24 protein-coding genes and 1 pseudogene are annotated in these 23,992 nt (G+C 61.3%); 13 read left to right on the top strand and 12 right to left on the bottom strand.

Going from position 1 to position 23,992, the window contains the following annotated elements; all coding sequences use genetic code 11:
• Positions 1-35 precede the first annotated feature (35 nt).
• Both CO657_RS27075 and CO657_RS27070 read left to right on the top strand, forming a co-directional pair.
• Entirely contained in the window at positions 36-1,166 is a 1,131-nt protein-coding gene (locus CO657_RS27075; protein ID WP_054183873.1) for an HPP family protein, read from the top strand.
• A 41-nt stretch (positions 1,167-1,207) separates the two neighbouring features.
• A complete protein-coding gene (locus tag CO657_RS27070) occupies positions 1,208-1,471 on the top strand; it encodes a DUF6522 family protein (protein WP_054183874.1) in 264 nt (87 codons plus the stop codon).
• Positions 1,472-1,566: 95 nt separating this feature from the next.
• Here CO657_RS27070 and ydiJ read toward each other — a convergent pair whose 3' ends face one another.
• A complete protein-coding gene (gene ydiJ, locus CO657_RS27065; RefSeq protein ID WP_054183875.1) occupies positions 1,567-4,605 on the bottom strand; it encodes a D-2-hydroxyglutarate dehydrogenase YdiJ in 3,039 nt (1,012 codons plus the stop codon).
• Between the two features lie 441 nt (positions 4,606-5,046).
• Between ydiJ and CO657_RS27060 the strand changes: the two genes are divergently transcribed.
• From CO657_RS27060 to CO657_RS27045, 4 genes are all read left to right on the top strand, one after another.
• Positions 5,047-5,337 carry a hypothetical protein gene (locus tag CO657_RS27060; protein WP_003591154.1) on the top strand — a complete coding sequence of 97 codons (291 nt, stop codon included), beginning with the start codon at positions 5,047-5,049 and terminating at the stop codon, positions 5,335-5,337.
• 121 nt (positions 5,338-5,458) lie between these two features.
• On the top strand, positions 5,459-5,812 hold the full coding sequence (locus CO657_RS27055) for a hypothetical protein (RefSeq protein ID WP_054183876.1): 354 nt from the start codon (positions 5,459-5,461) through the stop codon (positions 5,810-5,812).
• A 30-nt stretch (positions 5,813-5,842) separates the two neighbouring features.
• The gene (locus CO657_RS27050) at positions 5,843-6,169 is read left to right on the top strand and encodes a DUF2934 domain-containing protein (RefSeq protein ID WP_054183877.1); all 327 of its coding nucleotides are present in this window, start codon (positions 5,843-5,845) and stop codon (positions 6,167-6,169) included.
• A 4-nt stretch (positions 6,170-6,173) separates the two neighbouring features.
• Positions 6,174-6,593, top strand: coding sequence for an HD domain-containing protein (locus CO657_RS27045; RefSeq protein WP_054183878.1), 420 nt, complete (start codon positions 6,174-6,176; stop codon positions 6,591-6,593).
• Between the two features lie 73 nt (positions 6,594-6,666).
• Here the strand turns inward: CO657_RS27045 and CO657_RS27040 are convergent, their stop codons facing one another.
• Both CO657_RS27040 and CO657_RS27035 read right to left on the bottom strand, forming a co-directional pair.
• Positions 6,667-6,936 (bottom strand): hypothetical protein, encoded by a 270-nt coding sequence (locus tag CO657_RS27040; RefSeq protein ID WP_054183879.1) that lies wholly within the window; start codon positions 6,934-6,936, stop codon positions 6,667-6,669.
• 55 nt (positions 6,937-6,991) lie between these two features.
• Positions 6,992-7,253, bottom strand: a pseudogene (locus tag CO657_RS27035) (hypothetical protein).
• Between the two features lie 275 nt (positions 7,254-7,528).
• Here CO657_RS27035 and CO657_RS27030 point away from each other — a divergent pair.
• From CO657_RS27030 to CO657_RS27020, 3 genes are all read left to right on the top strand, one after another.
• Positions 7,529-8,035, top strand: coding sequence for an HIT family protein (locus tag CO657_RS27030; protein WP_054183880.1), 507 nt, complete (start codon positions 7,529-7,531; stop codon positions 8,033-8,035).
• 160 nt (positions 8,036-8,195) lie between these two features.
• Positions 8,196-8,471: a type II toxin-antitoxin system Phd/YefM family antitoxin gene (locus CO657_RS27025; RefSeq protein WP_054183881.1), complete on the top strand. Its 276-nt coding sequence runs from the start codon at positions 8,196-8,198 to the stop codon at positions 8,469-8,471.
• 85 nt (positions 8,472-8,556) lie between these two features.
• Positions 8,557-8,889: a plasmid maintenance toxin (PemK-like) gene (locus CO657_RS27020; protein WP_245292987.1), complete on the top strand. Its 333-nt coding sequence runs from the start codon at positions 8,557-8,559 to the stop codon at positions 8,887-8,889.
• A 130-nt stretch (positions 8,890-9,019) separates the two neighbouring features.
• Here the strand turns inward: CO657_RS27020 and CO657_RS27015 are convergent, their stop codons facing one another.
• The 7 genes from CO657_RS27015 to CO657_RS26985 all read right to left on the bottom strand — a co-directional run bounded on the left by CO657_RS27015 (position 9,020) and on the right by CO657_RS26985 (position 17,094).
• Positions 9,020-10,870 carry a DUF2264 domain-containing protein gene (locus CO657_RS27015; protein WP_054183882.1) on the bottom strand — a complete coding sequence of 617 codons (1,851 nt, stop codon included), beginning with the start codon at positions 10,868-10,870 and terminating at the stop codon, positions 9,020-9,022.
• A 75-nt stretch (positions 10,871-10,945) separates the two neighbouring features.
• Positions 10,946-12,220, bottom strand: coding sequence for an ABC transporter substrate-binding protein (locus CO657_RS27010; RefSeq protein ID WP_054183883.1), 1,275 nt, complete (start codon positions 12,218-12,220; stop codon positions 10,946-10,948).
• 39 nt (positions 12,221-12,259) lie between these two features.
• Positions 12,260-12,985 carry a DUF624 domain-containing protein gene (locus tag CO657_RS27005; protein ID WP_054183884.1) on the bottom strand — a complete coding sequence of 242 codons (726 nt, stop codon included), beginning with the start codon at positions 12,983-12,985 and terminating at the stop codon, positions 12,260-12,262.
• Between the two features lie 18 nt (positions 12,986-13,003).
• On the bottom strand, positions 13,004-14,113 hold the full coding sequence (locus CO657_RS27000; RefSeq protein WP_054183885.1) for an ABC transporter ATP-binding protein: 1,110 nt from the start codon (positions 14,111-14,113) through the stop codon (positions 13,004-13,006).
• 15 nt (positions 14,114-14,128) lie between these two features.
• On the bottom strand, positions 14,129-15,301 hold the full coding sequence (locus CO657_RS26995) for a glycoside hydrolase family 88 protein (protein ID WP_054183886.1): 1,173 nt from the start codon (positions 15,299-15,301) through the stop codon (positions 14,129-14,131).
• A 3-nt stretch (positions 15,302-15,304) separates the two neighbouring features.
• Positions 15,305-16,141 (bottom strand): carbohydrate ABC transporter permease, encoded by an 837-nt coding sequence (locus tag CO657_RS26990; RefSeq protein WP_054183887.1) that lies wholly within the window; start codon positions 16,139-16,141, stop codon positions 15,305-15,307.
• Positions 16,138-17,094, bottom strand: a complete 957-nt coding sequence (locus CO657_RS26985) for a carbohydrate ABC transporter permease (protein WP_054183888.1) — start codon at positions 17,092-17,094, stop codon at positions 16,138-16,140. Before CO657_RS26985 ends, CO657_RS26990 begins: the two co-directional genes overlap by 4 nt.
• A 245-nt stretch (positions 17,095-17,339) precedes the next feature.
• Between CO657_RS26985 and CO657_RS26980 the strand changes: the two genes are divergently transcribed.
• The 4 genes from CO657_RS26980 to CO657_RS26965 are packed head-to-tail and all read left to right on the top strand — an operon-like array spanning position 17,340 to position 22,108.
• The gene (locus tag CO657_RS26980) at positions 17,340-19,133 is read left to right on the top strand and encodes a heparinase II/III domain-containing protein (protein WP_054183889.1); all 1,794 of its coding nucleotides are present in this window, start codon (positions 17,340-17,342) and stop codon (positions 19,131-19,133) included.
• Positions 19,134-19,150: 17 nt separating this feature from the next.
• Positions 19,151-19,996, top strand: a complete 846-nt coding sequence (locus CO657_RS26975; RefSeq protein ID WP_054183890.1) for a carbohydrate-binding protein — start codon at positions 19,151-19,153, stop codon at positions 19,994-19,996.
• A 53-nt stretch (positions 19,997-20,049) separates the two neighbouring features.
• Complete coding sequence (locus CO657_RS26970) at positions 20,050-20,718, top strand: response regulator (RefSeq protein ID WP_054183891.1); 669 nt, start codon at positions 20,050-20,052, stop codon at positions 20,716-20,718.
• Positions 20,708-22,108, top strand: coding sequence for a sensor histidine kinase (locus CO657_RS26965; RefSeq protein WP_054183892.1), 1,401 nt, complete (start codon positions 20,708-20,710; stop codon positions 22,106-22,108). Before CO657_RS26970 ends, CO657_RS26965 begins: the two co-directional genes overlap by 11 nt.
• An 81-nt stretch (positions 22,109-22,189) precedes the next feature.
• On the opposite strand, the gene CO657_RS26960 is transcribed toward CO657_RS26965, so the two are convergent.
• Together CO657_RS26960 and CO657_RS26955 are read right to left on the bottom strand one after the other, a co-directional pair.
• Positions 22,190-23,071 carry an ABC transporter permease gene (locus CO657_RS26960; RefSeq protein WP_054183893.1) on the bottom strand — a complete coding sequence of 294 codons (882 nt, stop codon included), beginning with the start codon at positions 23,069-23,071 and terminating at the stop codon, positions 22,190-22,192.
• Between the two features lie 12 nt (positions 23,072-23,083).
• Positions 23,084-23,902: an ABC transporter ATP-binding protein gene (locus CO657_RS26955; RefSeq protein WP_054183894.1), complete on the bottom strand. Its 819-nt coding sequence runs from the start codon at positions 23,900-23,902 to the stop codon at positions 23,084-23,086.
• Between the last annotated feature and the right edge of the window lie 90 nt (positions 23,903-23,992).

The following is a 23,992-nucleotide window of genomic DNA, read 5'->3' as shown; positions in this document are numbered from 1 at the left end:
CCGCCATATAATCCTCGCTCAACATTGGTCTTGTCATGCAGTATCCCGTTTCCCCGAAGGTGGGACCGAGCCGCTTCCGTCGCTTCCGTCTGTTTTCACCGATTTTGGCCGGTGCGACCCTGCGCGAGCGGCTGATCGCATGCGTCGGCGCTTTGCTGGCCATCGGCCTCACCGGCGTCATCAGCGGCTATCTGTTCGGGCAGGGGCCGCATCTTCCGCTGATCGTCGCGCCGATGGGGGCGTCGGCGGTGCTTCTTTTCGCGGTGCCGGCCAGCCCGCTGGCGCAGCCGTGGTCGATCATCGGCGGCAATACCATTTCCGCCCTGATGGGAATCATCGCCGCTTATTTCATCCGCGATCCGATCATCGCGACCGGCGTTGGCGTGTCGCTTGCCATCGGCGCCATGTCTTTCACGCGCTGCCTTCATCCGCCGGGAGGTGCTGCGGCACTCACCGCGGTGCTCGGCGGCCCTGTCGTCGCCGGCTGGGGTTTCCTCTTTCCCTTCGTGCCGGTCGCCCTGAATTCCTGCCTTCTCGTCGGCCTCGGCCTGTTGTTCCACAAGCTTTCCCGGCGGAACTATCCGCATGTCGTTCCAAAACCCGCGGAGAACACCCATCGCACGATTGACCTGCCGTCCGCCGTGCGGGTGGGTTTTCGTGAGGAGGATGTCGATGCCGCCCTTGCGGCGCTCGACGAAACCTTCGATATCGATCGCGCCGATCTCGGCCGGCTGCTGCAGCAGGTCGAGCTGCAGGCGGCGATCCGCTCGAACGGCAAGATCAGCTGCGCCGATATCATGTCGCGCGACGTGATCGGCGTCAGTGAAGCGGCAGAACCGGATGCCGCACGGCACCTGCTCTTGAAGCACAATATCCGCACGCTGCCGGTAAAGGACCGGGAGGGCCGCCTGATTGGCAGCGTCGGCTTGCGGGAATTGTCGACCAGCATCGGTACAATCGCAGGCGCAATTTCAAAGCCGGCGGTGGCAAGGCCTTCGGATCCGGCCCTGTCGCTGCTTCCCGTTCTGACGGACGGGCGCACGCATGCCGTCATCATTGTCGATGACGATTACCGGATCCTGGGGCTGATATCGCAGACCGATCTCCTCAGCGCAGTGGCGCGGCTGCTGCCGAACGACAGCGCCCCGATCTCGGCCGTGGCCTGAGCGATGATCGCAAAGTGTCAAGCAGTGGGAAGAATGGGCCGGTGTTAATCGAACGCGATCCGAATGGGGATTTTATCCTGGACTCATCCGAACTCGCGGAACGGTTCGGACTATCGCTGGCCGCTCTCCGCCGTCACATGCGGCACGGCTCCCTCGTGAGCACCGTGGAAATCGGCACGCCTGAACACGCGGGCACCAAGCGGGTGTCGCTTCGGCTCGGCAACAGGCTTTGGCGCGCGGTGCTGAATGATGCGAACGAGGTGCAGCACGAGGAGATGACCGTGCTTCGGGGGAAATCGGCTTGATGCCACCTGGCTGACGTTATCATCATTGATGCCTCGCGACCGGTCGGCTGCCGCAAGTTCTCCATTTCTCCGAGGCACGGCAAACGCCCCTATGGTCAGATATGTCGCTTGTGAAGGATCATCCGGTCGATGACCTGAAACGGATGTGGGATGCGCTTATTGTCGATTTCCATCACCTGGGAGCGGCAGGAATATCCCGTTGCCATCAGGATATCGGCTTTGCCGGCCGCATCAAGCTCGGGCTTCCAGCTCATCGCGTAGAGACGTTCGGAGATCGGCCGGTTGCGGGCCTCGTGGCCGAAGGTGCCGGCCATGCCGCAACAGCCGGTTTGTACTGCCTGAAGGTCGATGCCGAGGCCTTCGAATATTTTTTGCCATTGTGCCACGGAGGCCGGCGCATTGGTGCGTTCGGTGCAATGGGCCATCAAACGGAAGCTTTTGCCTGCGGCCGCAGAAGGCGAGGCGGCGAGCCGGTCGAGATGGGTGGTCAGCCATTCCTGCGGCAGCAGGACATTCGCTTTCGATATGCCCTTATATTCGCTGCGAAAGGCCAGCGTCATCGACGGATCGAGCCCGACGAGCGCCACGCCTGTCTCATCCAAACGCTCGAGATAGCGGGCCGTCCGTTTGGCCGAAGCCTCGAAGCGTCCGAGATAGCCGTGAACATGCAGGGCTTTGCCATTGACATGGGAGGCGACAAGGAAGGGCGTGAGCCCGATTTTTCTGGCAAGCCCGATTGCCGCAAGCGCAACGTCGGGATCGAAATAGGCGGTGAAGGCGTCGGCGACGAAGACGACACTGCGCTGCCGTTCTTGCGGGGACAGCGCGCCGATCACTTCAGCGGTCGCAAGCGGCACACCGAGGCGAGCGGCTTCCTTTGCGAGCGAGGTCCGCGGCAGATGCGGCAGAGAGGTCAGCCCGGCAACACGCATCATCGTCCTGCCGGCGCGCGTGCCCACGACCAGATTATAGGCCGGCCGGATGCGCCGGACGAGGGGCAGAGTGGTTTCGATCGCCGCCACCAGTGGATCCTTCAGCGGGCGAAGGTAGCGTCCGTAATAGAGTTCGAGGAATTTCGAGCGGAAGGCAGGCACGCTCACCTTCACCGGACACTGCCCCGCGCAGGCCTTGCAGGCCAGGCACGTGTCCATCGCCGCGCGCACTTCATGAGAAAAGTCGTCCCGGTTTGCCGGATTGAGCGAGTTGAAGGCGCGCCGCGCGAGGCCTGCCAGCGGCATGCTCCGCCGCAGGAGCGTCGCCTCCTGGCGGGGATCGATGCCTTTCTCGGCAAGCAGCCGCAGCCATTCCCGCATCAGTGCTGCGCGGCCCTTGGGCGAAAACCGCCGGTCGTGCGTCGCCTTGTAGGAGGGGCACATCGGGCTCGTTTCGTCGAAATCGAAACAGGCGCCGTTGCCGTTGCAATAGGCAGCATTGTCGAAGGCGGAGCGGATCTCGTTGCCGATGATGTAGTCGATATCGCCCCTCAGTGGAAGATCGTCGATCTTCGTCAGCACTTCCACGGTAGGGGTTGCGATCTTGCCGGGGTTGAGCCGGTTGTCCGGATCGAAAGCCCGCTTGATTTCCTGCAGGCTCGGATAAAGATCACCGAAGAATTCCGGCACATATTCCGAACGCACGCCCTTGCCGTGCTCTCCCCAGAGCACGCCGCCATATTTGCGGGTGAGCGCCACGACAGCGTCGCTGATGTCGCGCACCAGCCTGACATGGTCGTCGCGGGTCAGGTCGAGCGCCGGCCGCACGTGCAGGACGCCGGCATCGACATGACCGAACATGCCGTAGGAAAGGCCCGCGCCATCGAGAAGCGCGCGGAATTCGCGGATATAGGCCGCCAGGTTTTCCGGCGGCACGGCCGTATCCTCGACGAAAGCGACGGGCCTGACCGGCCCATCCACATTTCCGAGCAGGCCGACCGCCCGCTTGCGCATCGACCAGATCGCTTCGACATCGGCATGGCCCCGGGCGATCGTATAGCCGGCATGGCGGGCGTTCGCGCCCGTGTCGAGGGCGGTGGTCACGTCCGCAAGCTTGCGTTCGAGTTCCTCTTCATCATCGGCGAGCACTTCGGCGATATTGATGCCGTTGGTCGCGCTGCCCGCATCATCCGGAAAAAAGCGGGCAATGCCCGTCCAGACGATGTCGCCCTTCGCCAGGCCGAGAACTTTCTCATCGACCGTTTCCACCGAGGCGACGTTCAGCGCCACCAGGCTGCGGGCATCCTCCAGGGCAGTATTGAAGTCGCCGTAGCGGATGTTGATCAGCGCCGCATGGGCGGGGATCGGCAGGAGGTTGACCTCGGCTTCGGCGATCATCGCCAGAGTCCCCTCCGAACCGCAGAGAACGGCGTTGAGGTCGAAGCGTCCGTCGCCGCGCCTGATATGGGCGAGGTCGTAGCCGGTCATGTAGCGGTTGAGTTTCGGGAAGATCTCGGCGATGCGCTCGTGTTTTTCCCGGGCGATCCGATCAACCGTCCTGTGGATCTCGCCGACGCGGCCCTTGTGCGCGGCGATCTCCGAGAACGCCTCCGCGTCGAGCGGGCGCGACCAAAAGTCGGACCCGTCGGTCAGCACGATGCGCAATCCAAGGACGTGGTTGCTGGTCTTGCCGTAGAGGCAGGAACCCTGGCCGCAAGCGTCGGTGGAGATCATGCCGCCGATGGTGGCGCGGTTGGAGGTGGAGAGTTCGGGGGCGAAAAAGAGGCCGTAAGGCTTTAGCGCTCGATTCAGATGATCCTTGACCACACCCGCCTGGACGCGCGCAACCCTTCGAACCGGGTCGATCTCGAGAATGGATGTCATGTGCCGCGAACAGTCCACCACGACGCCCGATGTCAGGGATTGACCGTTCGTGCCGGTGCCACCGCCGCGCGGCGCGATGCAGATTTCTCGGAAGGCCGGCTCCGACAGCATGGCCGCCACGACCTGCAGGTCTTCGACGCCGCGCGGAAAAAGGATGCCGGCCGGCTCCACCTGATAGATGGAATTGTCGGTCGAAAATACGGTTCGGCTTGCCGCGCCGGTCTCGATATCGCCGGTAAACCCCGCCTCGATAAGCCGCTCGAAGAAACCTGCGGGGGGAAGGGAGATTGAAACCTTCGGCTGGAGGCGTGGAATCATTTCGAAACTTTCAGAATGCCCTTGAGCTTTGTCACACTTGGCATATGGCCAAACAACGAGTTGGAACTTTGAAGAACCAGATCGCACTTATCGGCCGCAATGACGAACTGCTCTGTTCGTCGGTTACCGCGCATCGCGCCGTCCTGCAAATGCGCCTGCACGTGTACGCGCCCGCGATGACAGCGCAGATCGTCAACTCGGCCTCGGTTGAAGCTTTCACGGCCAGTCCCCAAACGCCTACTATGCCGCGCCCAAGGTGGCCGGCGTCAGCCTGACGAAATCCTTTTGCGCAGGAATGCGCCAAGGATCAGATCGTTGTCAATTCCGCCGTGCAAACGATGCCGGCGCCGAAGTGCCTGCATCGCCCTTCAGGGAACAGAAGCGCTACTCCGGCGTTCGAAGTAAAGACGAAGGTTCTCACGTCTTTTGGGAGTGCGCGATATGGAAGAGATGACCAAGATCATCAAGGACCTCAGCATCGAGGAGCGCGAGGAAATCTTTGTCGACATCGCCCGTACGCTGGAAGACACGGCACGTGAGGCCCTTGTCGAGGGCAATATGCAGTTTGCGGAAATTTCCAACAACATGGCCGAAGCGATCCGCGTCAACGCCGATGAACTCGCCCGTGACGATCCCGAGAATGCCGAGCGTGTGCTGCTGCAGGCAACGGCGATGATCTCGCAGTTCGAGGCCGTGCACCCCTATCGCATGGTGAGCATGGCCGTTCATTGACGGCCGGCCGGGCGCTCCGGCTTGATGCTCCGTTCAAATCATTGCCGTAGGCGGGAACTCTCGCTAACCGCGAGGGTTATCGGATCACAACATCCTTTGCATGAATGAAAGGAGGACAGCTATGACGTCCAAATCCGTTGTGCCGCCGGAAAGCGGCACCGACGACGCGCGCTCCGCCGACACGCGAGCTGCCGAGAAGGACCGCCGCAGGACATTGGAGAAGGCCCGCAGCAATGCAAGCGCTGCGATAGATGGTGACAGTAACACCGAAACCCCAAGCCTGAAGCTTGCGAAAGAATATCTCAGCCTCGGTGGCTGCCGCCGGTCCAAAATTGACGACAACATCACCGAAGTCCGCCAATGGGACGAGGATCCGCCTGAGGCTGAACGGTTCTGGAAGGAACGGGTGGAGACGCTATCAAAAGATGAGCGTAAACAGGTGGAGGATTTTCTTCCAACCATCAACACGCCCTGAACGGCTCATTGAAATGTGTTGGAGGAGATCATGGCTGTAGACAAGCACGAGCAGATACGCCGCCGTGCCTACGAAATCTGGGAGGCCGAGGGCCGCCCGGAAGGTGCGGACCAGCGCCATTGGCTGCAGGCGTGCGATGAACTGGCTGGCGACGATGAGCATGAGACGCTGCAGGACCTGCTCGATGAAGACGACAGGGATGACGCAGCGTTGCTCCAAGGCGCCGGTGAAAGCGGCGATCTCGACCGGCCGCCACCAAAGCTTCGCCGGGTCGCCAAGACTTCCGTGCCCGATATCGAGATGACAACCGGCGAAAAGCCGTCCCAGCGGAAGATCAGGAAGACCGAAGGGCCGTGATCCGATGCAGCATCTCGATCACGCCATCCAGATCGCTCTCGAGGCGCATGAAGGGCAGGCTGACAAGACCGACCGGCCGTACTTCGAGCATTGCCAGCGGGTGGCACTTCTCGTTTCCGGCGACGAGACACGAACGGTCGCCTACCTTCATGACGTCGCCGAGAAGGGAAACGGCTGGACGCTCGACAGGCTGAGGGAGGAAGGCTTTCCACCGGCGATTATCTCCGCGGTCGATGCTTTGACGCGGCGGCCCGACGAGGCGGACGACGACTTCGTCAGACGTGCGGCTTCAAACCCACTGGCCTTGCCGGTCAAACAGGCCGATCTCGAAGACAATCTCCGCCAAGCCGAACAGGCCGGCAGGAACACGGAAAAATACCAAAGCGGCCTGGATCTCCTGCGCGATTTGAAGAGCGGGCAATAAGGGCGCTCGACAGAGCGCGCACGACCCGGCTTCCTGTTATGCGCCGAGAGCGGCCGCAGTCGTTCCGCCCATTTCACGTTTTATTGGCAAACCATACGGTCGGCGTGCCGAGCACGCCTCCGTTGCGCATTGCCGTCTTCAGCTCTTCCAGCTTGCCGAAAGCCTGAGCTGCTTCCAGCGTGGCGAACTCGTGCGTGACGGTAATGTCGTTTGGATTGTCAGTGGCCCGATAGACGGCTTGCGCCGTAACGCCATTGGCTTTTTGCACCGGATCAAACGCGTCATATGTCTTGCGCCATGTGGCGTAGTCGGAAACCTCGTGCCTCACGAATAGAGTGGTCATATCATCCTCCCGCGTTGTCCCGCGCTGCATTGCCCAAGTCCCGTGGAGATGGGTGTTACGATTGAACCAGGATCATCATGGTCTCCGGCAGGACGCCGACTCGCCATCGCATCGGCCGCGGCCTTGGTCTGCATGAAGGCCATCAACTTTTGCATGTCTGCTACCTCCATTACCAAACCAACGCGGTTGGGCGTTTGAGGATCTGTAAAGGTGCGAATATTCGTCACGCCGACAGGTTCCAGAACCTGCTTGCGAACAGGCGAGGCGAGCCAGTATTTTGTGTCTTTGACGTTATGACAGACCATTACGGTAGGCATTGCATCCTCCTCCCATGGCTCCAAAATGAAGGCAGAGTATACCACCAGGCACGGCCGGATTTCACTTCAATAATGTTTCATTGAAGGAGAATTAATTCATGAAATTGAGAGGGTTAGTATAATTATCATCAGTAATCCGAAAATATTAATGGCGCGTGAGAAAATAAATACATGAAGCTCGGCAAAATCTGAAAGTTCGTGACGCACTTTAGGATACGAGGCAATATCGGTCGACGTATCATCGACCATCGAATCCGCGCACGAGAGGTTCAGCAATGATCGAGCGCCTACCATTTGATCTCAAGGCCTATGTGCGCGGCATTGAAACAAGGCCATGCTTTATCTGCGGCTTGGTCAAGAACGACCCCGCTTGCTTTCATCATCGCATTTTTGAGGACGATGAGACCATCATCTTTCTGAGCAAATATCCGACTCTTCCGGGTTATTGCCTTGTCAGTCCGAAGGAGCACCGCGAGGATCTGGCGCGAGACATATCGACAGACGAATATCTTCGATTGCAGGAGAAGGTTCACATCTTGTCGCGCGCCCTCAAAAGGGTGTTCGACGCCGAGCGAATTTATGTGCTTTCACTCGGCAGTCAGCAAGCCAACAGCCATTTACATTTTCACGTCGTTCCCTTGCCTACAGGCGTGCCGCTAGAGGAGCAGCAATACCATGCGTTGATGGCTGAGCATGGGGTTCTGCAGATACCGGACGATCAAATGGCGGAATGGGCCCAGCAGATCGCCAAAAGCTACGATGCAGAACGGACGGCATCATAGCTAAACGGTGTACATCGAGCTGACGCCTCCGCTTTTAAATTGGTGGCGCTACCGGTCGCCGCACTGTGTGGGAAGCAGTCGAGATCCGATCTCAGCCCAATCTGCAATGCCTTGTAGAACTCCGGAAATCCCGTATATTACGGAAAGTAGGAGATCCGAAATGACATCCACTGTAACGGCTGCTGCCGTGTCCAAGAATTTTGGCGCCTATCAGGATGCGGCTGTACGCGAACCGGTGATCATCACAAAGAACGGTCGGCCGCGGACGGTCTTGATAGCCTATGAGGACTATCTCCGTTTTACGAAACGCGATCGTCGTGTCGACCTGACGACGACCCTCGGCGATGAAGAGCTTGCGGCGATCGAAGCGTCGCGGATGGAGCCGGGGCTTGAGCATCTGGATTCCGAACTGAAGAATAAGCATGCTTCCGACTGAGCCGAAGGTTGGTTGGCTTTTCCGCTATTCTTATCTCTGGTATTGGCAACATCTTTAAGGTCGAGAGGAGGGCGACAAGGATCGCCTGGCTCTCGTGCTTGCGATCGTCGCCGCGCTGGATGATGAAATGCCGACCGTGCGAGTGCTGCCGGTGACCCATTCGCCACCGTCCGATCCGAGCGATGCGGTCGAAATCCCGGCCGCCACGAAACGACGCCTTGGACTGGATGACGAGCGATCATGGATCGTCCTAACGGAAAGCAATCGCTTTGTTTGGCCAGGGCCGGACGTTCGGCCGATCGACAATGAGAGCGGCTATTTCGGCCCGTTGCCGCCGGCGCTGTTCGACGAGGTCAAGCGCCGTTTTGTCGAGCTGGCGCGCGGCCAGCGCCATCGCGGCACTCCCCGCAGCGAATGATTGCCCCGCCGCAATGAGCCGCGAAGGGCGCCCCGATCCCGAGCTAGAGCAATTCCAGGAAAAGTGCGAAGCGGTTTTCCGTCCGGAATTGCGTTTAAACAAAAGCTTAGAGCGGTTCGGCTGAACCGCTCTAAGACTGAAGATCAAAGGCCGGCACACGCACGCCGTCCTCACCGAACTGACGCTCCAGTTCGTCAAGATTCGGACGGACCGGGAGATTGCCCAGCGCCGCAGCCCAATCCTGCCCGCTGGGAAGCGCCATTGCCGCGGTGACGAGCACAGTGGTCCCCGCGCCGATTTCGCCGCGCAGCTGCGGCAGCAGGGTCTTGGCGTGAATGAGGTTGGTGTTCGGGATCGGGCTCATCGCATGGCCGGTTCTCGGACTGGACGACAGATCGACGATCGCGCTGACATCCGTCTGTCCGTACCAGACGGCCCGGCCTTCGCCCTGCTCGGATCGATCGGCATTGAAATCGGCGCGTTCGATCGCAAAACCGCCCTCGATGGTGCTGAGCGCCCGCGGCGTGGCGATGCGGTGAATCCGGATGTGCCAGGGGTTTGCGGGAATGAGCCAGGTCTCGATGGCGACATCGTTCCAGGGGCGCCAGCGCGAATAGAGCCGGTCGCCTGCTATCAGCGCCTCCTCGAGGCTTTCGCGCATGCGGAAGTGAATGCCGTCGTCGGAGAGGCCGAGCATGCCGTCGAAGCCTGCGGCTGCAAAATTCCGGTCGTCGGCCTCGATATTGAAGGCGTATCGGGTGGAATAGACGAATTTCGAATATTTCTCGTTGGCGCCGCGCATCTTGTCGTGCTGCTGGCCGGAGGAAAACACGACGACATTTCCCTGCGTGTGCATGGCAACCATGCCTGCCGGCTTCAACGACACCGGCTCGGGGAATGCCGGCTGCGGCGCCTCTTCGGCAGTCCAGAAGGGATGATCCTCTGGAAGCGCGAGCGGCAGGAAGAATTTCAGCGCCCAATAGGGCGAGGCGGGAGAATTGTAGCTCTCGCTCATCAGCAGGTTCGGATAGCCGTAGCCGATCGAGAGAACGCCGTCGCGCTCGGCAATCGGCATCGCCGACCACCAGCGGATATGGCGCATGTAGTAGCCCTTGATCTCAGCCGAGGGCAGCGCTTCGACGCCGGCAAAAGCAAGCGCGCCCCAGAAGCCGCCGGCCGCGAAGCGATAGGTCTGGCTGCGGCCGAAGGCAAGGGCGGCGCCATCGGGGCCGAACCAGTGGCGGATATCGCTGGCGAAGATTTCGGCGCGACCGCGGAAGCGCTCCTTGCGCGCCTCGTCGCCGTTCGCCAGCACGGCGTAGATCAGGCCGTAGAAATGCATGGCGAAGGGAATGTAATGATCGACCCGCCGCACCGGCCCGTCGCGATACCAGCCTTCCCCGAGATCGAAAGCCTCGACTTCGTCGAGATAGGCGACGGTTTTGCCGTGGTCGAACGGAATACCGACACGCTCCAGCCCGAGATCAATGAGGACCCGGAAGAATTTCCAGTTGTTGTCGATGAATTCCAGTTCCCGCGCCGCGACAAGATAGGCAGCAATCGTCTTCTTCTGGCTCTCGCTCAACGGCTCCCAGATATGTTCGGGCACCAGTGCCAGCGCAAATCCGACGGCGGCGAGTTCGACCAGTCGCTGGTTGCGGTCGGCGAGATCGCCCCAATATTCGGGATGATCAGGGTTGGTTCCGTTCGCCAGTCCGCGCCGATACAGATCCCAATGCGGGAAATGGCCGCCGCCGGCGGCGAGCGGAACGATGCCCCAGAGCGGCCGTGCAAATCCTTCCAGATCCGCCGCCGCGCGGTCGAAGATCGCGCCGGTTGCACCCAGGCGCACGCGCGCGGCGCCATCCGAGAAATAGGGCAGGAGCGGTTCGAAAAGGTCGATAGCGGCCTTCGTTAGGTCGTCGCGCGTCTTCAGGGGATTGCCGCAAAGCGGATTGGCCCTGGTGGGATCGTAGATCATCGTCAGCTCGAAATCTTTAAAACGGGTCGGCCGCGGGCCATGCGCTGGTCCGCGGCCGTCGGCATTTCGCGAAGGCTACTTGATGGCCTTCACGCCTTCGGTCATTTCCTTCAGCCCATCGTCGATCGGGGTGTTGTCGGTCATGATCGCGTCGTGGACGCGGTTGAGCACGACCTCGATCTTGGCCGCGTTCGGATTGACCGCCATCTCCAGGTAGGCCTTCGACGGTATCAGCGCCTCCTTGCTGGCCGCGTCTTCCGGGAAGCCGGGCGTTGCGGCGATCTTTGCGCTGACATCTGCGGTCTTGAGCGCCGGGAAGGTGCCCGTCGATGCGATGACGGCAGCGCCCTCCGGACCGGTGACGAACTTGATGAAGTCGAGCGCCGCATCCTTGTGCTCGGAGTTGGCGTTGACGGCGAGGCCCGAGATCTGCGCAGCCGTCGTGCCGGCTGCCACGCCGTCCGGATGCGGGAACTTCACGATGCCCCAGTTCTTGCTCTTCGATTCACCCGATTTCACCTTGGCGATCTGGGTGCCGACGAACCAGGTTCCCATCGGCAGCATGCCGATCGTGCCGTTGAAGAACAGCGCCGAATAATGCGTGTTCGACGTCTTCAGGAAGGCATAGGAGGGAATGGCGCCATCCTTCTGCAGGGTGAGCGCCCGCTCGTACCACGGCTTCAGGAAGGCGTAGTCGCCATCGACCAGCGTGTGTTGTCCGTCGAGGATACCAGGCAGCTGAACGGTCGAACGCCAGGTGTGCAGCAGCGCGCCATAGGTCTTGTTGGTGCCCATGCCGCCGGTCAGCTTCTCGGCGGTCGCGTCGAACTGCGCCCAGGTCATGTCATTGGTGGGGTAGGGGACGCCGGCTTTGTCGAAGATGTCCTTGTTGTAATAGATGATCCAGAAGTCGGAGCGGAACGGCAGAGAATAGACCTTGCCGTCGATGGTCAGCTCCTCGATCAGGCCGCCATAGGCCGCCGGATCGATCTTCTGATCCTTCACGAAGCCGCTCAGATCGGCGATATTGCCGGCGCGCACCAGATTGGTATAGCCCGGCACGTCCTTGACGGTGACGATGTCGATATCTTTCGAGCCGCCGGTCAACTGCGTCGAAATCATCTGCTGGTAGTCCTGCGAGCCGAGATCCATCGGCTCGAACTTCACGTTCGGATGCTTGGCCTGATAGGCCTCGATCAGCGGCTTGTAATAGGCTGTCTTATCCCAGTCCCACAAAGCCCATTTGAGCGTCACTGCGTCTTGGGCAAACGCTGCGCCTGATGTCGTTGCTGCCAAGGTAAAACCTGCCACGGCAAGTTTCACCGTCCTCCCGAATTTTTCCAAATACATGCCTGTTCTCCTTCCCTGGATCGTCTCTGGTCAGTTATTTTATGAAGCGTTTCCTGCATGCGGTTTACAGGGCGGCTGCATTGCCTCTGGCAGGTCCAGGACCAACACCACCGCCCGATGGACGCCGAATGCGACGGCGAACATTCCGAGTGAGAAATTGAAGGTTGCCGGCATGAAAACGGAAACCGGATAGAAGAGGATATGCGCCAGCCACAGGGTGGCGTTGAAGGCGAGCGCGCCAAGTGCCGGAAGCGGGCGGACGACGGAGGCGAGCGCGGCCAGACGCAGGAGCCGCAGAGCCGGCAGATCGCGCATCACCATCAGCATGACGAGATGGCAGGCAAACACTGCGACGAAGGCGGTCGCGACGAGGGCGATCGCCAGCGGTGCGGCAAGCATCAAATTGTCCCGCGCGCCGGCGGCATAGGTCAGGATCGCCTGGAGGCAGATGGCGAACGCACCCGCCAGTGCGAGACCCCAGGCGGTGGCGCGCCAGAAGTAGTGGATGAATGCTTCCGTAAAGTCGCGCAGGAGATAGGTGTTGCGATCTTCCACCAAAGCCACCGAGACCCGGGCCATGGCGGCGAGCGCTGCCGGTAGCGTCACGACGAAGAGGGAGGCCAGAATGAACAGGATGTTGAGCTTGACCATCTCCCACCATTCGCGGGCAAGGATTTCAGCAAACAGGGCAAGACCGGTCCTTTTCGGAGCATCCTTCGGAATGCCCGGCCCCTCCTTCGTCCACATCTCCCGCAGCCGCTGCATGGCCGTCTCCCCAGGCGCTCAGTAGAGAATCGAGCGTTCCGTTTCCTTGTCGAACAGCTGCGCATTGCTCATGTCGGCGGTGAGCGTCGCCTCGTCGCCGATCGCGGGCCGGAAACGCGGCGACACACGGGCGATGAGATTGCGCCCGCCGGCCACCATGTTCAGATGCACCTCCGAGCCCATCGGTTCGGAAAGCTCCACCACTGCCTTGAGGGGCGCCAGGTTCTCGGCCGGGATGTCGGCCGGCGGCAGTTCGTGGAAATTTTCCGGACGGATGCCGAGCACCAGTTCTCGGCCCTCATAGGGCGCGATCCTGCCTTTGTCGAAATGATCGGGCAGCGGCAGTTCCCGACCGTCGAAGACGGCGACATAACGCTCGCTGCGGCGCTGAATGGTCGAGGGCAGCATGTTCATCTGCGGCGCGCCGATGAAGCCGGCGACGAACATGTTGACGGGACGGTCATAGAGGTTCTGCGGCGTGTCGACCTGCTGGATGTGGCCGTCCTTCATGACGACGATCCGGTCGGCCATGGTCATGGCTTCCACTTGGTCGTGGGTGACGTAGATGAAGGTGGCGTTGAGCCGCTTGTGCAGCTTGGTGATTTCGGAGCGCATTGTGCCGCGCAGCTTGGCGTCGAGGTTGGAAAGCGGCTCGTCGAGGAGGAAGACGGCCGGATTGCGCACCATGGCGCGGCCGAGCGCCACGCGCTGGCGCTGACCGCCCGAAAGCGCCTTCGGCTTGCGGTTCAGGAGATGGGTGATGTCGAGGATCTTGGCGGCGTCCTGCACTTGGGCATCGATGAAGTCGCGCGACACCTTTCTGAGCTGCAGGCCGAAGGCCATGTTCTTGTAGACGGTCATATGTGGATAGAGCGCATAGTTCTGAAAGACCATGGCGATATCCCGGTCCTTGGAGGGGACGTCGTTCATGACGTCGCCGCCGATCTTGAGTTCTCCGCCGGAGATCTCCTCGAGGCCGGCGATCATCCTGAGCGTCGTCGATTTTCCGCAGCCTGACGGGCCGACCAGGATGATGAATTCCTTATCGGCGATCTCAAGATCGATATCGTGGACGACGGTGAGCGCGCCGTAGGATTTGTTCAGCTCTTTAAGCGAAATGCTGGCCATCGGGTTCTCCTGAGGTCACCAATAGGAAGACCAGCGGCGCGAAAGGCGCGTCAAAGCTTCCATGTAATAATAGTCTCCCCAGGAGACGCACTCATCGACGCCCTCGCCGCGGCAGGTGTTGAAGGGCGATTTCTTCGAATAGGTGGCGTGCAGCACCAGGCCGTTGGAAACGGTGGGATCCTTGACCGCATAGTGGTCGGCCAGGCTCTTGATCATGCGGCGCGCCAGCGTGCGGTAGCGCTCGGCTTGTTCGGCTTCGGCGAGCTCGGCCATTTCAAGCAGGCCGCAGGCGGTGATCGAGGCCGACGAACTGTCGCGCGGTTCGCCGTCGCCGTCGGAAAAGACGAGGTCCCAATAAGGCACCATGTCGGCCGGCAGCCGGTTGAGATAGAAGGCGAGCAGCCGGTCGAAGGTGCTGCGATATTCCTCGATCCGCTCGTAGCGGTAGGAGAGCGCCATGCCCGCGATTGCCCAGGCCTGTCCGCGCGCCCAGGCGCTGTCGTCCCGGTAGCCCTGTTTGGTGGCGCCGCGCACCGGCGCGCCGGTCACCGGGTCCATGTAGAAGGTGTGATAGGTGGAATCATCCGGCCGCACCGAATTGGCGAGCGTGGTGCGGGCGTGGATGAGCGCGATTTCACGGTATTTCGGATCGCCGGTCTCGCGGCTTGCCCAGTAGAGCAGCGGCAGGTTCAAAAGGCAGTCGATGATATAGCGATATTCCTCCGCCTTTCCCTTGCGGCCCCAGGCCTGGATAAACTGGCCGATCGGCTGGAAGCGCTCGATCAGCTGGTCGGCGGCCAGGATCGCGGCCCTGCGGCCATCCGCGTCTCCAACGAGCTTCCAGGCGGCGATGCACGAGGGCGAATAGAGAAAGCCCATATCGTGATGATCGGTCTCGATGCGGTTGACGATCCGATGCAGGAACGATTGAACCTGGATCTGCGCAGCATCCCGGAAGGCCGCGTCGCCGCTGTGTTCGAAGGCGAGCCACAGTTCGCCGGGCCAGAAGCCCGCGGTCCACTGGTCGTTCGCCACCGGGGGGTAAAAATTCTTGATACTGGAATGGTTCTGCGCGGCGTGGGTGAATTCGGGGAGGTTGCGCCTGACCTGCTCGACGGCGATATCGAGCGCGGCGTTTACTTCCACATCGGTAATCGGCTGAGGGGCGACGGAGGAAACGGCGTTCATGGCTTAACCCTTCAATCCAGTCGAGGCGATGCCCTCGACGAAGAAGCGCTGGAGAACAAGGAAGACGACGAGGACCGGAATGAGCGCGACGACGGAAGCCGCCATGATCAGCCCGTATTCGGCCGAATATTGCGAGATGAACATGCGCAGGCCGATCTGGACGGTCTTCAGCTCCGTCTTGGTCAGATAGATCATCGGCCCGAGGAAGTCGTTCCAGGTGGTGACGAAGGTGAAGATCGTCAGTGTCGAGAGCGCGGGCTTCGACAGCGGCAGCATGATGCGCGCCCAGATCTGGTACTCGTTCATGCCGTCAATGCGGGCCGCCTCGCAAAGCTCGGTCGGGATCGACATGTAGAACTGTCGCATCAGGAAGACGCCGAAGGCGGTGAAGGCCTGCAGGCAGATCAGCGCCAGATGCGTGTTGTTGAGGCCGAATTCGCGCATCAGCAGGAACTGCGGCACCATATAGACCTGCCAGGGCATGGCGATGGTGGCGATATAGCCTAGGAACAGCGTGTTCTTGTAGGGGAAATTCAGCTTCGCGAAGGCGTAGGCGGCAAAGCTGGAGGTGAGAAGCTGCAGCAGCGTGACGATGATCGTCAGCTTCGACGTATTGTAGATGAAGAGGGCGAGCGGGATCTTCGTCCAGATATCCACATAGTTCTGCCATTGCGGCTCTGACGGTATCCACTCGATCGGGAAGGCGAAGACGTCGCGGCTGAGCTTCAGCGATGCCGACAGCATCCAGGCAAAGGGCATCAGCATGATCAGCGTGACGGCGATGACGATGACATAGATCGCGATCGTCCGGATGGTCACTTTGCGTCCGGCGATCCTCATGCCTCGTCCTCCCTCTGGCGGCGGAACTGGAAGACCGTAACCGCGAGGACGAGGAAGAACAGCACCAGCGAAATCATGCTGGAATAGCCGAGATCCCAGGAGATGAAGGCCTCGTTGTAGATGTGGTAGACGAGCACGAGCGTCGAGGTGCCGGGGCCGCCCTGGGTGATCATGTAGATCTGGTCGAACACCTTGAAGGACTGGATCGTCAGCATGACGGTGACGAAGAAAGTCGTCGGTCCGAGCTGCGGCACCGTGACATGGATGAACTTCTGCCAGGAATTGGCGCCGTCGAGATCGGCCGCCTCATAGAGTTCGGCATTGATGCCCTGCAGACCGGCCAGATAGATGACCATGTAATAGCCCATGTTCTTCCAGATGCCGAAAAGGATCACCGTCACCATCGCCCAGTGGCGGTCGGCCGCCCATCCCGGCATATTTTTCGGATCGAGACCGAGCGTGTAGAGGATCATGTTCACCGGTCCCATCTCGGGATTGAAGATCATGTTCCAGACGACGGCGACGGCCACCAGCGAGGCGACATAGGGGAAGAACATCGCCGTGCGGAAGAAATTCCGTCCCGCGATCTTCTGGTTGAGAAGAACGGCGAGGCCGAGCGCACAAAGGAGCGTCGCCGGCACCGAGGCGACCGTATAGATGATCGTGTTCCAGAACGCCGCGATGAAGGCCTTGTCCTCGAAGAGCCGCCAGAAATTATCGAGGCCTGCGAAGGTGATCGCATTCGACCCGTCCCAATGCATGAAGGCAAGCGCGAAGGCGAACAGGATCGGGCCGAGCGTGAAGACGGCGAAGCCGAGGAAATTCGGCGCGATGAACGAATAAGCGACAAGCGCATTGCGGATCTTGCGCTGGCGCTTGGACAGCACGGCGACCTTCCGGCGGGGCACGGCCGGGGCGCCATCCCTGGCGATGACCGAATTCGATATGGACACCGATGCTTCCTCCTAGGCGGGCATTCTGCGGCTGGCGGCTTTCGGGATTCTCCAACTTAAATCCCGGGCCGTTTGGGCGGATAGGCGGCCCCCTGTCTTCCTCCTGCGAAGGACATAGCACATCTCCGGTATTGGTCAAACAAGTTCTGAATAGGTCATACAAATTTTATGGCGAGCGCCGAAAACATATGATAGGTGAGCATCAGGCTAGGCGCCGTCGAGGCTTTTCCAATGCGGGGAGGGACATGTTCAGCGAGATTTCAGGGGAGCTGCCGGACGTCCTCAGCGATTTCACGCCGGGATCTGTCTACGCCGATCGCGACCGATGGAACGCGGTGCCGCAGGCGGTGCGGGATGTGGTCGTGCACAATGCCGAAGCCACATTTGCGCGCGCCTGGCCCCTCATCACGGCCTCCGATTACCGGGAGTACACGCAGACCGGCAACCGCTCGCACTTCGAGGCGCTTTATTTCACGCGCCGGCGGATGCTCAACGATCTGGTGCTGGGCGAACTGGTGGAAGCGGGTGGACGGTTCCTGCCGAAGATCGTCGACGGCATCTTCCTGATTGCCGAGGAGAGCGGCTGGCAGCTTCCTGCGCATAACGCCTATGGGCGCGGTGGCCCGCGTCTGCCGCTTCCCGACACTTCGCAGCCGGTCATCGATCTCTTCGCCGCCGAAACGGCGGCCCTTCTGGCGACGATCGTCGCCCTGCTCGGCGATGCGCTCGACGGCATCAGCCCGGAGGTTGCGGCGCGTGTGAAACGCGAGATCGAGACCCGCATCCTGACGCCCTATCTCGGCCGGCATTTCTGGTGGATGGGCAGCGGCGAGGAGCGAATGAACAACTGGACGGCCTGGATTACCCAGAACGTTCTTTTAACCACCTTCTCGCTGAAGACCGATCAGCCGACACGCCGCGCCGTCGTCGAAAAAGCGCTCGGCAGTCTGGATGCTTTCCTCAAGGATTATGCCGAAGACGGGGCCTGCGAGGAGGGCGTGGTCTATTATCGCCACGCCGCACTCTGTCTGAACGGCGCGCTGACCGTGCTCGATAGTGTCGCGCCCGGTCTGTTCGACGGGATCTGGCGGCAGCCGAAGATCCGCAACATGGCCGAATATATCGCCAACATGCATGTCGCCGGCCGCCATTATTTCAACTTCGCGGATTCCTCCGCGGTGGTCGAGCCTTGCAGCGCACGGGAATACCTGTTCGGCAAGTCTGTTGGTTCCGAGATGCTGGCGACGTTCGCCGCAGCCGACCGGGCGGCCGCCGAGAGCCCGCACCTGCCCGGCGAATGGAACCTCTGGTATCGCGTGCAGGAGCTGCTGGTCGGTCATACGATCCCCGCCGCCGAACTGCAGCCGGCATCCGGCCGGGATATCTTTTATCCCGGCATTGGCCTGTTCATCGCCCGCGACGGGCAGTTTTCCCTCGCGGTCAAGGCCGGCAACAACGGCGAGGGCCACAATCACAACGATGTCGGCAGCGTCACGCTCTACAAGAACGGCCGTCATTTGCTGATCGACGTCGGCGTCGAGACCTATACCGCGAAAACCTTTTCGCCGCGGCGCTACGAGATATGGACGATGCAATCGGCCTATCACAACGTGCCGACCTTCGAAGGCGTCATGCAGGCCGCCGGCGAAGCGTTCGGCGCCCGCGACGTCGAGGTCGAATTTGGCGACGGCGAAGCGCGTATATCTCTCGATATATCCGGCGCCTATCCACCGGAAGCGGATGTGCGCAACTATCGGCGCGCGGTCTCCCTGCAACGGGGTCGCCATGTCGAAATCGTCGATACCTATGACGGGGACAAACCGGCGGTCCTGTCGCTCATGGCCTGCGTGGCGCCGACCGTCGCCCCCGGCCGGATCGATCTCGCCGATTTCGGCAGCATTGCCGTCGACGGCGCCGGGTCGATCGAAATCGACGAGATCGAGGTTGATGACAGCAGGCTGATGGCGGCCTGGCCCGAGAAGCTCTACCGGCTGCGCCTGCCGTTTACCGGCAAGCTTCTGAGATTGCGGATCGTCTAGCCTTGAGGAGGGCGAGCATGGAATTGACGCTGAAGATCATGGATGCCGATGGTTTCGTGCTGGCAAGCGCCACGGGGCAGGACGAAACGTTTCTGGTCTATCGGCAGAGCTATCGCGAGGGCGACTGCGTCGTCGTGGAGGCTTCCGAACCCGGGCATATCTTCCTGGCATTGGACAGCGCTTCCCAACCCGGCCCGGTCTATATGAAGGAATGCGATTATTGCCTCGCCGTGCCGTTCGGCGACAAGCGTAAACCCTATTCGCCGAACGCCTTCAGCGGCGATATGCATCGGCTTTCAGTCCGAAGCGCGCGGCCCGACGAGATTGCCCAGCGGCGCAATCTCGCCCTGAACCCCTGGGACGATCACGCCAATCGAACGCTGTTTCCGCATGCGCGCGCCAATGTCGAAACCCGGGGCGAAGCGGTCTTTGCCGCGCGCAACGCCATCGACGGCGAAAAGGCCAACGACGATCACGGCTTCTGGCCCTATACGAGCTGGGGCATCAATCGAGATCCTGAAGCCGCCCTGACGGTGGAGTTCGGACGGCCCGTCCGGATCGATGAGATCGTCTTCTACCTCCGGGCGGACTTCCCGCATGATTCCTGGTGGGAGAAAGCCAGCGTCACCTTCTCGAACGGCAGAACCTGCTCCTTTCCACTGGTGAAATCCGGTGCTGCGCAAGGCTTTTCGATAGAGCCCTGCATCGTCGAATGGGTGGAGCTGCACGGCCTGATCAAGGCGGAGGACGGCTCGCCCTTTCCGGCGCTGACGCAGATCGAAATCTGGGGAACGGAGGTGCCGATGGCCGGAGACCGGAACGTCGCAGTCGTTGCCGTCGAAGGCGAGGCTGAGCATGCCTAAAGTCAATCGTGTCGCGCTTCCGCCAGGCCGTCTGCCCGTGCTAAGGGGGATGGATGAGACTGCTTGTAGTGGAGGACAACAAGGATCTGGCGGCCTGGCTGGGCAAAGCCCTGCGACAGGCGCAATATGCTATCGATATCGCCCATGACGGCGAGGATGCCGAGCATATGCTTAAGGTGGCCGAGTATTCGGCGATGATCCTTGACCTTGCGCTGCCCAAGCTTGATGGCCTGACGCTTTTGAAGCGGCTGAGGCAATCCGGAAAAAAGCTTCCGGTGATCATCCTGACCGCGAATGCAAGCCTGGACGGCCGTGTGGCGGGGCTCGACAGCGGCGCCGACGACTATCTTGCCAAGCCCTTCGAAATTGCCGAACTCGAAGCGAGAATCCGCGCGGTGGTGCGCCGCGGTCAGGATCGCGCATCGTCCGAGATCACCGTCGGCAACCTGCGTTTTTCCGGCGGGACGCGGCAGTTTTTCGTCGCGGACGAACTGCTGCAGCTGACGCCGCGGGAATATGCCGTTCTCGAACAGCTCGTCATGAAGGCGGGCAACACGGTGTCGAAAGCCGCCCTTTCCGAAAGCGTCTTCGGTTTCGACGACGAGGCGGATCCGAGCGCCATCGAAATCTATGTTCACCGGCTCAGAAAAAAGCTCGAAAGCAGCTCGGTTCAAATCGCCACGCTGCGCGGGCTCGGCTATCTCCTCAGACATGTCGAATAGCGTCGTCACAAAGGCCGGAGCGACGATCGCCCGGCTCAGCCGGAGCCTGAGAGTACAGTTGCTCTGCTGGGTGCTGCTGACCCTGCTCGGCGCGATCGGCTTCAATCTTTACGACAGCTTCTGGACGGCCGATGCGACGGCGAAGCTGGTGACGGATCGAACGCTTCTGGCCTCGGCCCGCGTCATTGCAGAGGCCGTCCGCGTCGACGAGGGTGGCAATGTTCAGGTGGACGTGCCGCCGGCTGCGCTCGAGATGTTCGATACGGGTTTCGGTGACCGGGTCTCCTATCAGGTGATCACTGCCTGGGGCAGCCTGGTCAGCGGCTTTCCTGACTTGCCCTTGCCGACTGTCCAGCGGGCAGGCGAGGATCGCACATTCCATGGCGCCGATGTGCGCGTCCTGATGCTCGACCATCCCGTCGTCGGCCTTCCTGATGACGGCACCATCTCGGTGACCGTCGCCGTGACCCATCACAGCCAGTACGCGATGCGAAGGCAGCTGTGGCTTTCGGACTTTTCGAAGCAGTTCGTGCTCGTCTTCGTCGCAAGCCTGGTGACCATCCTCGGGCTCCAACGCGGCCTGGCGCCGGCCCTCAGGCTGCGGGACGCCGTGCGCCAGCGCGGCCGCAACCGTCTTGATCCCTTACCGCCCGAGATGGTGCAGAGCGAATTGCAGCCGCTTGTTCATGCGCTCAACGACTATATGGAGCGTGTCCAGAATCAGATGGCCGCGCAGCGACGCTTCGTATCGAATGCCGCCCATCAACTGAGAACGCCCCTGGCGCTGATTTCGACCCAGGCAAGCGTGGCGGCCCGCGAAGGCGATGCGGCCCGCCGCGACGAGGCGCTTCTTGCCCTTCGCACCAGCACGCGGCAGATTTCCCGCCTCGCCAGCCAGCTTCTGACCTTGTCACGAGCCGAGCCCGGAAGCCGGCGCCCGCGCAGCGACGCGGCCGATCTTAGCAAAGCAGCCCGCGAGATACTGGAAGCGCATGCCGAAGAGGCGCTGAGGCGCAATATCGACGTCGGTCTGGAAGCGGACGGCCCCGTCATCGTCGAAGGCGACGGGACGATGCTGCGGGAGATGTTGGTCAACCTCATCGACAACGCGATCCGCTATGTCAGCCCGAATGGACGGGTGACCGTTGCGGTGGGGCAGGCGGATGGCAACGCCGTCGTTACCGTCGAGGACAACGGGCCGGGAATTCCGAGCGGGGAGCGCGAACAGGTTTTTGAACGATTTTACCGGATCATGGGGACCGAAGCCGAGGGCAGCGGCCTGGGGCTGGCGATCGTCCGGGAGGTCGTCGAAGGCGCCGGAGGTTCAGTCTCGCTCGACGATGCAGAAGGCGGCGGTCTCGTCGTGACCGTGCGGCTTCCGCTCATATGAACCTGAAGTGCATCAAATGCAGAAGGCCGGCCATGGCGCCCGGCCTTCGCTTCGATCTGCCTTGGGAGGAGGACGATCTGATTACTGCGTGTCGAGGTGCTGCTGCGGCCGCCACTTCGCCAGGCGGTTCTCGACCAGTGTCATGATGAATTCGGCAAACAGCGTGACGACCATGACGAGCAGGATCGCCGCGAACATGCCGGCCGCGTCGAACGTGCCCTTGGCAATCGAGATGAGCTGACCGATGCCGAAGCGGGCGCCGACGAATTCGCCGACGATCGCGCCGATGATCGCAAAGCCGAAGGAGACATGCAGGCTGGCGAAGATCCAGCTCATCGCCGAGGGAATGACCACTGTGCGGGTTACCTGCCAGTCCGAGGCGCCGAGGATGCGGGCATTGGCGATCATGTTGCGGTCGGCCTCGCGCACGCCCTGGAAGGCGTTGGCGAAGACGACGAAGAACACCATGATGAAGGCGAGTGCGACCTTGGAGGGCAGGCCGAGACCCATGATCATGATAAAGATCGGCGCAAGGACGACGCGAGGGATCGAGTTGATCGCCTTGATGTAGACAGAGAAGATATCCGACAGGAAGCGGTTGCGGCCGAGACCGATGCCGACGAAGACGCCGGTGATCGAGCCGGCGAAGAAGCCGATCAGCGCTTCCTCCATCGTTACCCAGAGATTGTACCAGAGCGACCCTTCGGTGGTGCCCTCGGTCGCCCATTCATAGAGGCGCTGAAGAACGCCGCTCGGGCTCGAGTAGAAGAACGGATCGATCCACTGCATGTTGGAGGAGAGCTCCCACATGCCGATCACGAAGACCAGGATGGCGATCTGCCAGAAACGCACGAGCGTATTGCGCCGGCGTATTGCCTTCAGTGCGGAGGCTTCAATCTCGGCATCTGATGTGCCCGGGCGAAACAGCGAGGCGGAACCGGCCTCGAAAGTGGTATGTGCCATGATATCCTCCTCTCAAGCCGCTTCGCTTGCGCGGCGGTAGCTGGTCTCGACCTCTTCGCGGAGGTCCTCCCAGATCGTCTTGCAGTAGTCGATGAAGTTCTGCTCGTAGCGGATTTCCGACACGACGCGCGGGCGGGGAAGATCGATGGTGTAGACCGACTTGACCGTCGCGGGGCCGGCTGTGAGCACATAGACCTTGTCGGCAAGCGCCACGGCCTCTTCGAGGTCGTGGGTGACGAACACCACCGAGGCCTTGCGCTCCGCCCACAGCTTCAGGAGCTCCTCATGCATGACCGTGCGGGTCTGCACGTCGAGCGCCGAAAAGGGCTCGTCCATCAGCAGTATCTCAGGTTCGTTGATGAAGGTCTGCGCCAGCGAGACGCGCTTGCGCATGCCGCCGGAAAGCTGATGGGGATAGTGGTGCAGAAACTTCGACAGGCCGACGCGGGCCAGCCAGTCGCGGGCCATTTTTTCCGCCTCGGCGCGTGACTTGCCGCGAAACAGCGGCCCGGCCATGACGTTGTCGATCACGTTCTTCCAGGGAAAGAGTGCATCGGTCTGGAACGCGAAGCCGACACGCGGATCGATGCCGGTGATCGGCCCGCCCATCAGCCGGACTTCGCCCGCGCTCGGCCGTGCCAGACCGGTGACCAGGTTGAGCGTCGTCGATTTGCCGCAGCCGGTGGGACCGACGACGGCGACGAACTCGCCGCGGGCGACCGTCATGTTGAAATCGCGCAAGGCGGTCAGGGATTTCCCGGTCGGCGAAACGAAGCGCCGGCTGACATTGATCAGCTCGATCGCCGGGATCTGCTTTTTATCCTGTTGCATGGTGATACCTGAGGCGTGCTTTGCGGGCGCGCACGCAATGCCCATGATCGAACGGAGGCCGCTCCCGCTTGGGAGCCGGGAGCGGCGCGA

Source organism: Rhizobium acidisoli (genome assembly GCF_002531755.2).
Lineage (GTDB): Bacteria > Pseudomonadota > Alphaproteobacteria > Rhizobiales > Rhizobiaceae > Rhizobium > Rhizobium acidisoli.
The sequence above is the reverse complement of the archived record's forward strand: the minus strand, read 5'-3'. Positions and strand labels throughout refer to the sequence as shown.

Bases quoted from the DNA above. Each gene is read 5' to 3' on its own strand.
- CO657_RS26965 (WP_054183892.1), top strand. From the start codon at position 20,708: ATGTCGAATAGCGTCGTCACAAAGGCCGGAGCGACGATCGCCCGGCTC.
- ydiJ (WP_054183875.1), bottom strand. From the start codon at position 4,605: ATGATTCCACGCCTCCAGCCGAAGGTTTCAATCTCCCTTCCCCCCGCA.
- CO657_RS27025 (WP_054183881.1), top strand. From the start codon at position 8,196: ATGACATCCACTGTAACGGCTGCTGCCGTGTCCAAGAATTTTGGCGCC.
- CO657_RS26995 (WP_054183886.1), bottom strand. From the start codon at position 15,301: ATGAACGCCGTTTCCTCCGTCGCCCCTCAGCCGATTACCGATGTGGAA.
- CO657_RS27045 (WP_054183878.1), top strand. From the start codon at position 6,174: ATGCAGCATCTCGATCACGCCATCCAGATCGCTCTCGAGGCGCATGAA.
- CO657_RS26960 (WP_054183893.1), bottom strand. From the start codon at position 23,071: ATGGCACATACCACTTTCGAGGCCGGTTCCGCCTCGCTGTTTCGCCCG.
- CO657_RS27010 (WP_054183883.1), bottom strand. From the start codon at position 12,220: ATGTATTTGGAAAAATTCGGGAGGACGGTGAAACTTGCCGTGGCAGGT.
- CO657_RS26955 (WP_054183894.1), bottom strand. From the start codon at position 23,902: ATGCAACAGGATAAAAAGCAGATCCCGGCGATCGAGCTGATCAATGTC.
- CO657_RS27005 (WP_054183884.1), bottom strand. From the start codon at position 12,985: ATGCAGCGGCTGCGGGAGATGTGGACGAAGGAGGGGCCGGGCATTCCG.
- CO657_RS27040 (WP_054183879.1), bottom strand. From the start codon at position 6,936: ATGACCACTCTATTCGTGAGGCACGAGGTTTCCGACTACGCCACATGG.
- CO657_RS27075 (WP_054183873.1), top strand. From the start codon at position 36: ATGCAGTATCCCGTTTCCCCGAAGGTGGGACCGAGCCGCTTCCGTCGC.
- CO657_RS27015 (WP_054183882.1), bottom strand. From the start codon at position 10,870: ATGATCTACGATCCCACCAGGGCCAATCCGCTTTGCGGCAATCCCCTG.
- CO657_RS26970 (WP_054183891.1), top strand. From the start codon at position 20,050: ATGAGACTGCTTGTAGTGGAGGACAACAAGGATCTGGCGGCCTGGCTG.
- CO657_RS27000 (WP_054183885.1), bottom strand. From the start codon at position 14,113: ATGGCCAGCATTTCGCTTAAAGAGCTGAACAAATCCTACGGCGCGCTC.
- CO657_RS27030 (WP_054183880.1), top strand. From the start codon at position 7,529: ATGATCGAGCGCCTACCATTTGATCTCAAGGCCTATGTGCGCGGCATT.
- CO657_RS27050 (WP_054183877.1), top strand. From the start codon at position 5,843: ATGGCTGTAGACAAGCACGAGCAGATACGCCGCCGTGCCTACGAAATC.
- CO657_RS26980 (WP_054183889.1), top strand. From the start codon at position 17,340: ATGTTCAGCGAGATTTCAGGGGAGCTGCCGGACGTCCTCAGCGATTTC.
- CO657_RS26975 (WP_054183890.1), top strand. From the start codon at position 19,151: ATGGAATTGACGCTGAAGATCATGGATGCCGATGGTTTCGTGCTGGCA.
- CO657_RS26990 (WP_054183887.1), bottom strand. From the start codon at position 16,141: ATGAGGATCGCCGGACGCAAAGTGACCATCCGGACGATCGCGATCTAT.
- CO657_RS27060 (WP_003591154.1), top strand. From the start codon at position 5,047: ATGGAAGAGATGACCAAGATCATCAAGGACCTCAGCATCGAGGAGCGC.
- CO657_RS27055 (WP_054183876.1), top strand. From the start codon at position 5,459: ATGACGTCCAAATCCGTTGTGCCGCCGGAAAGCGGCACCGACGACGCG.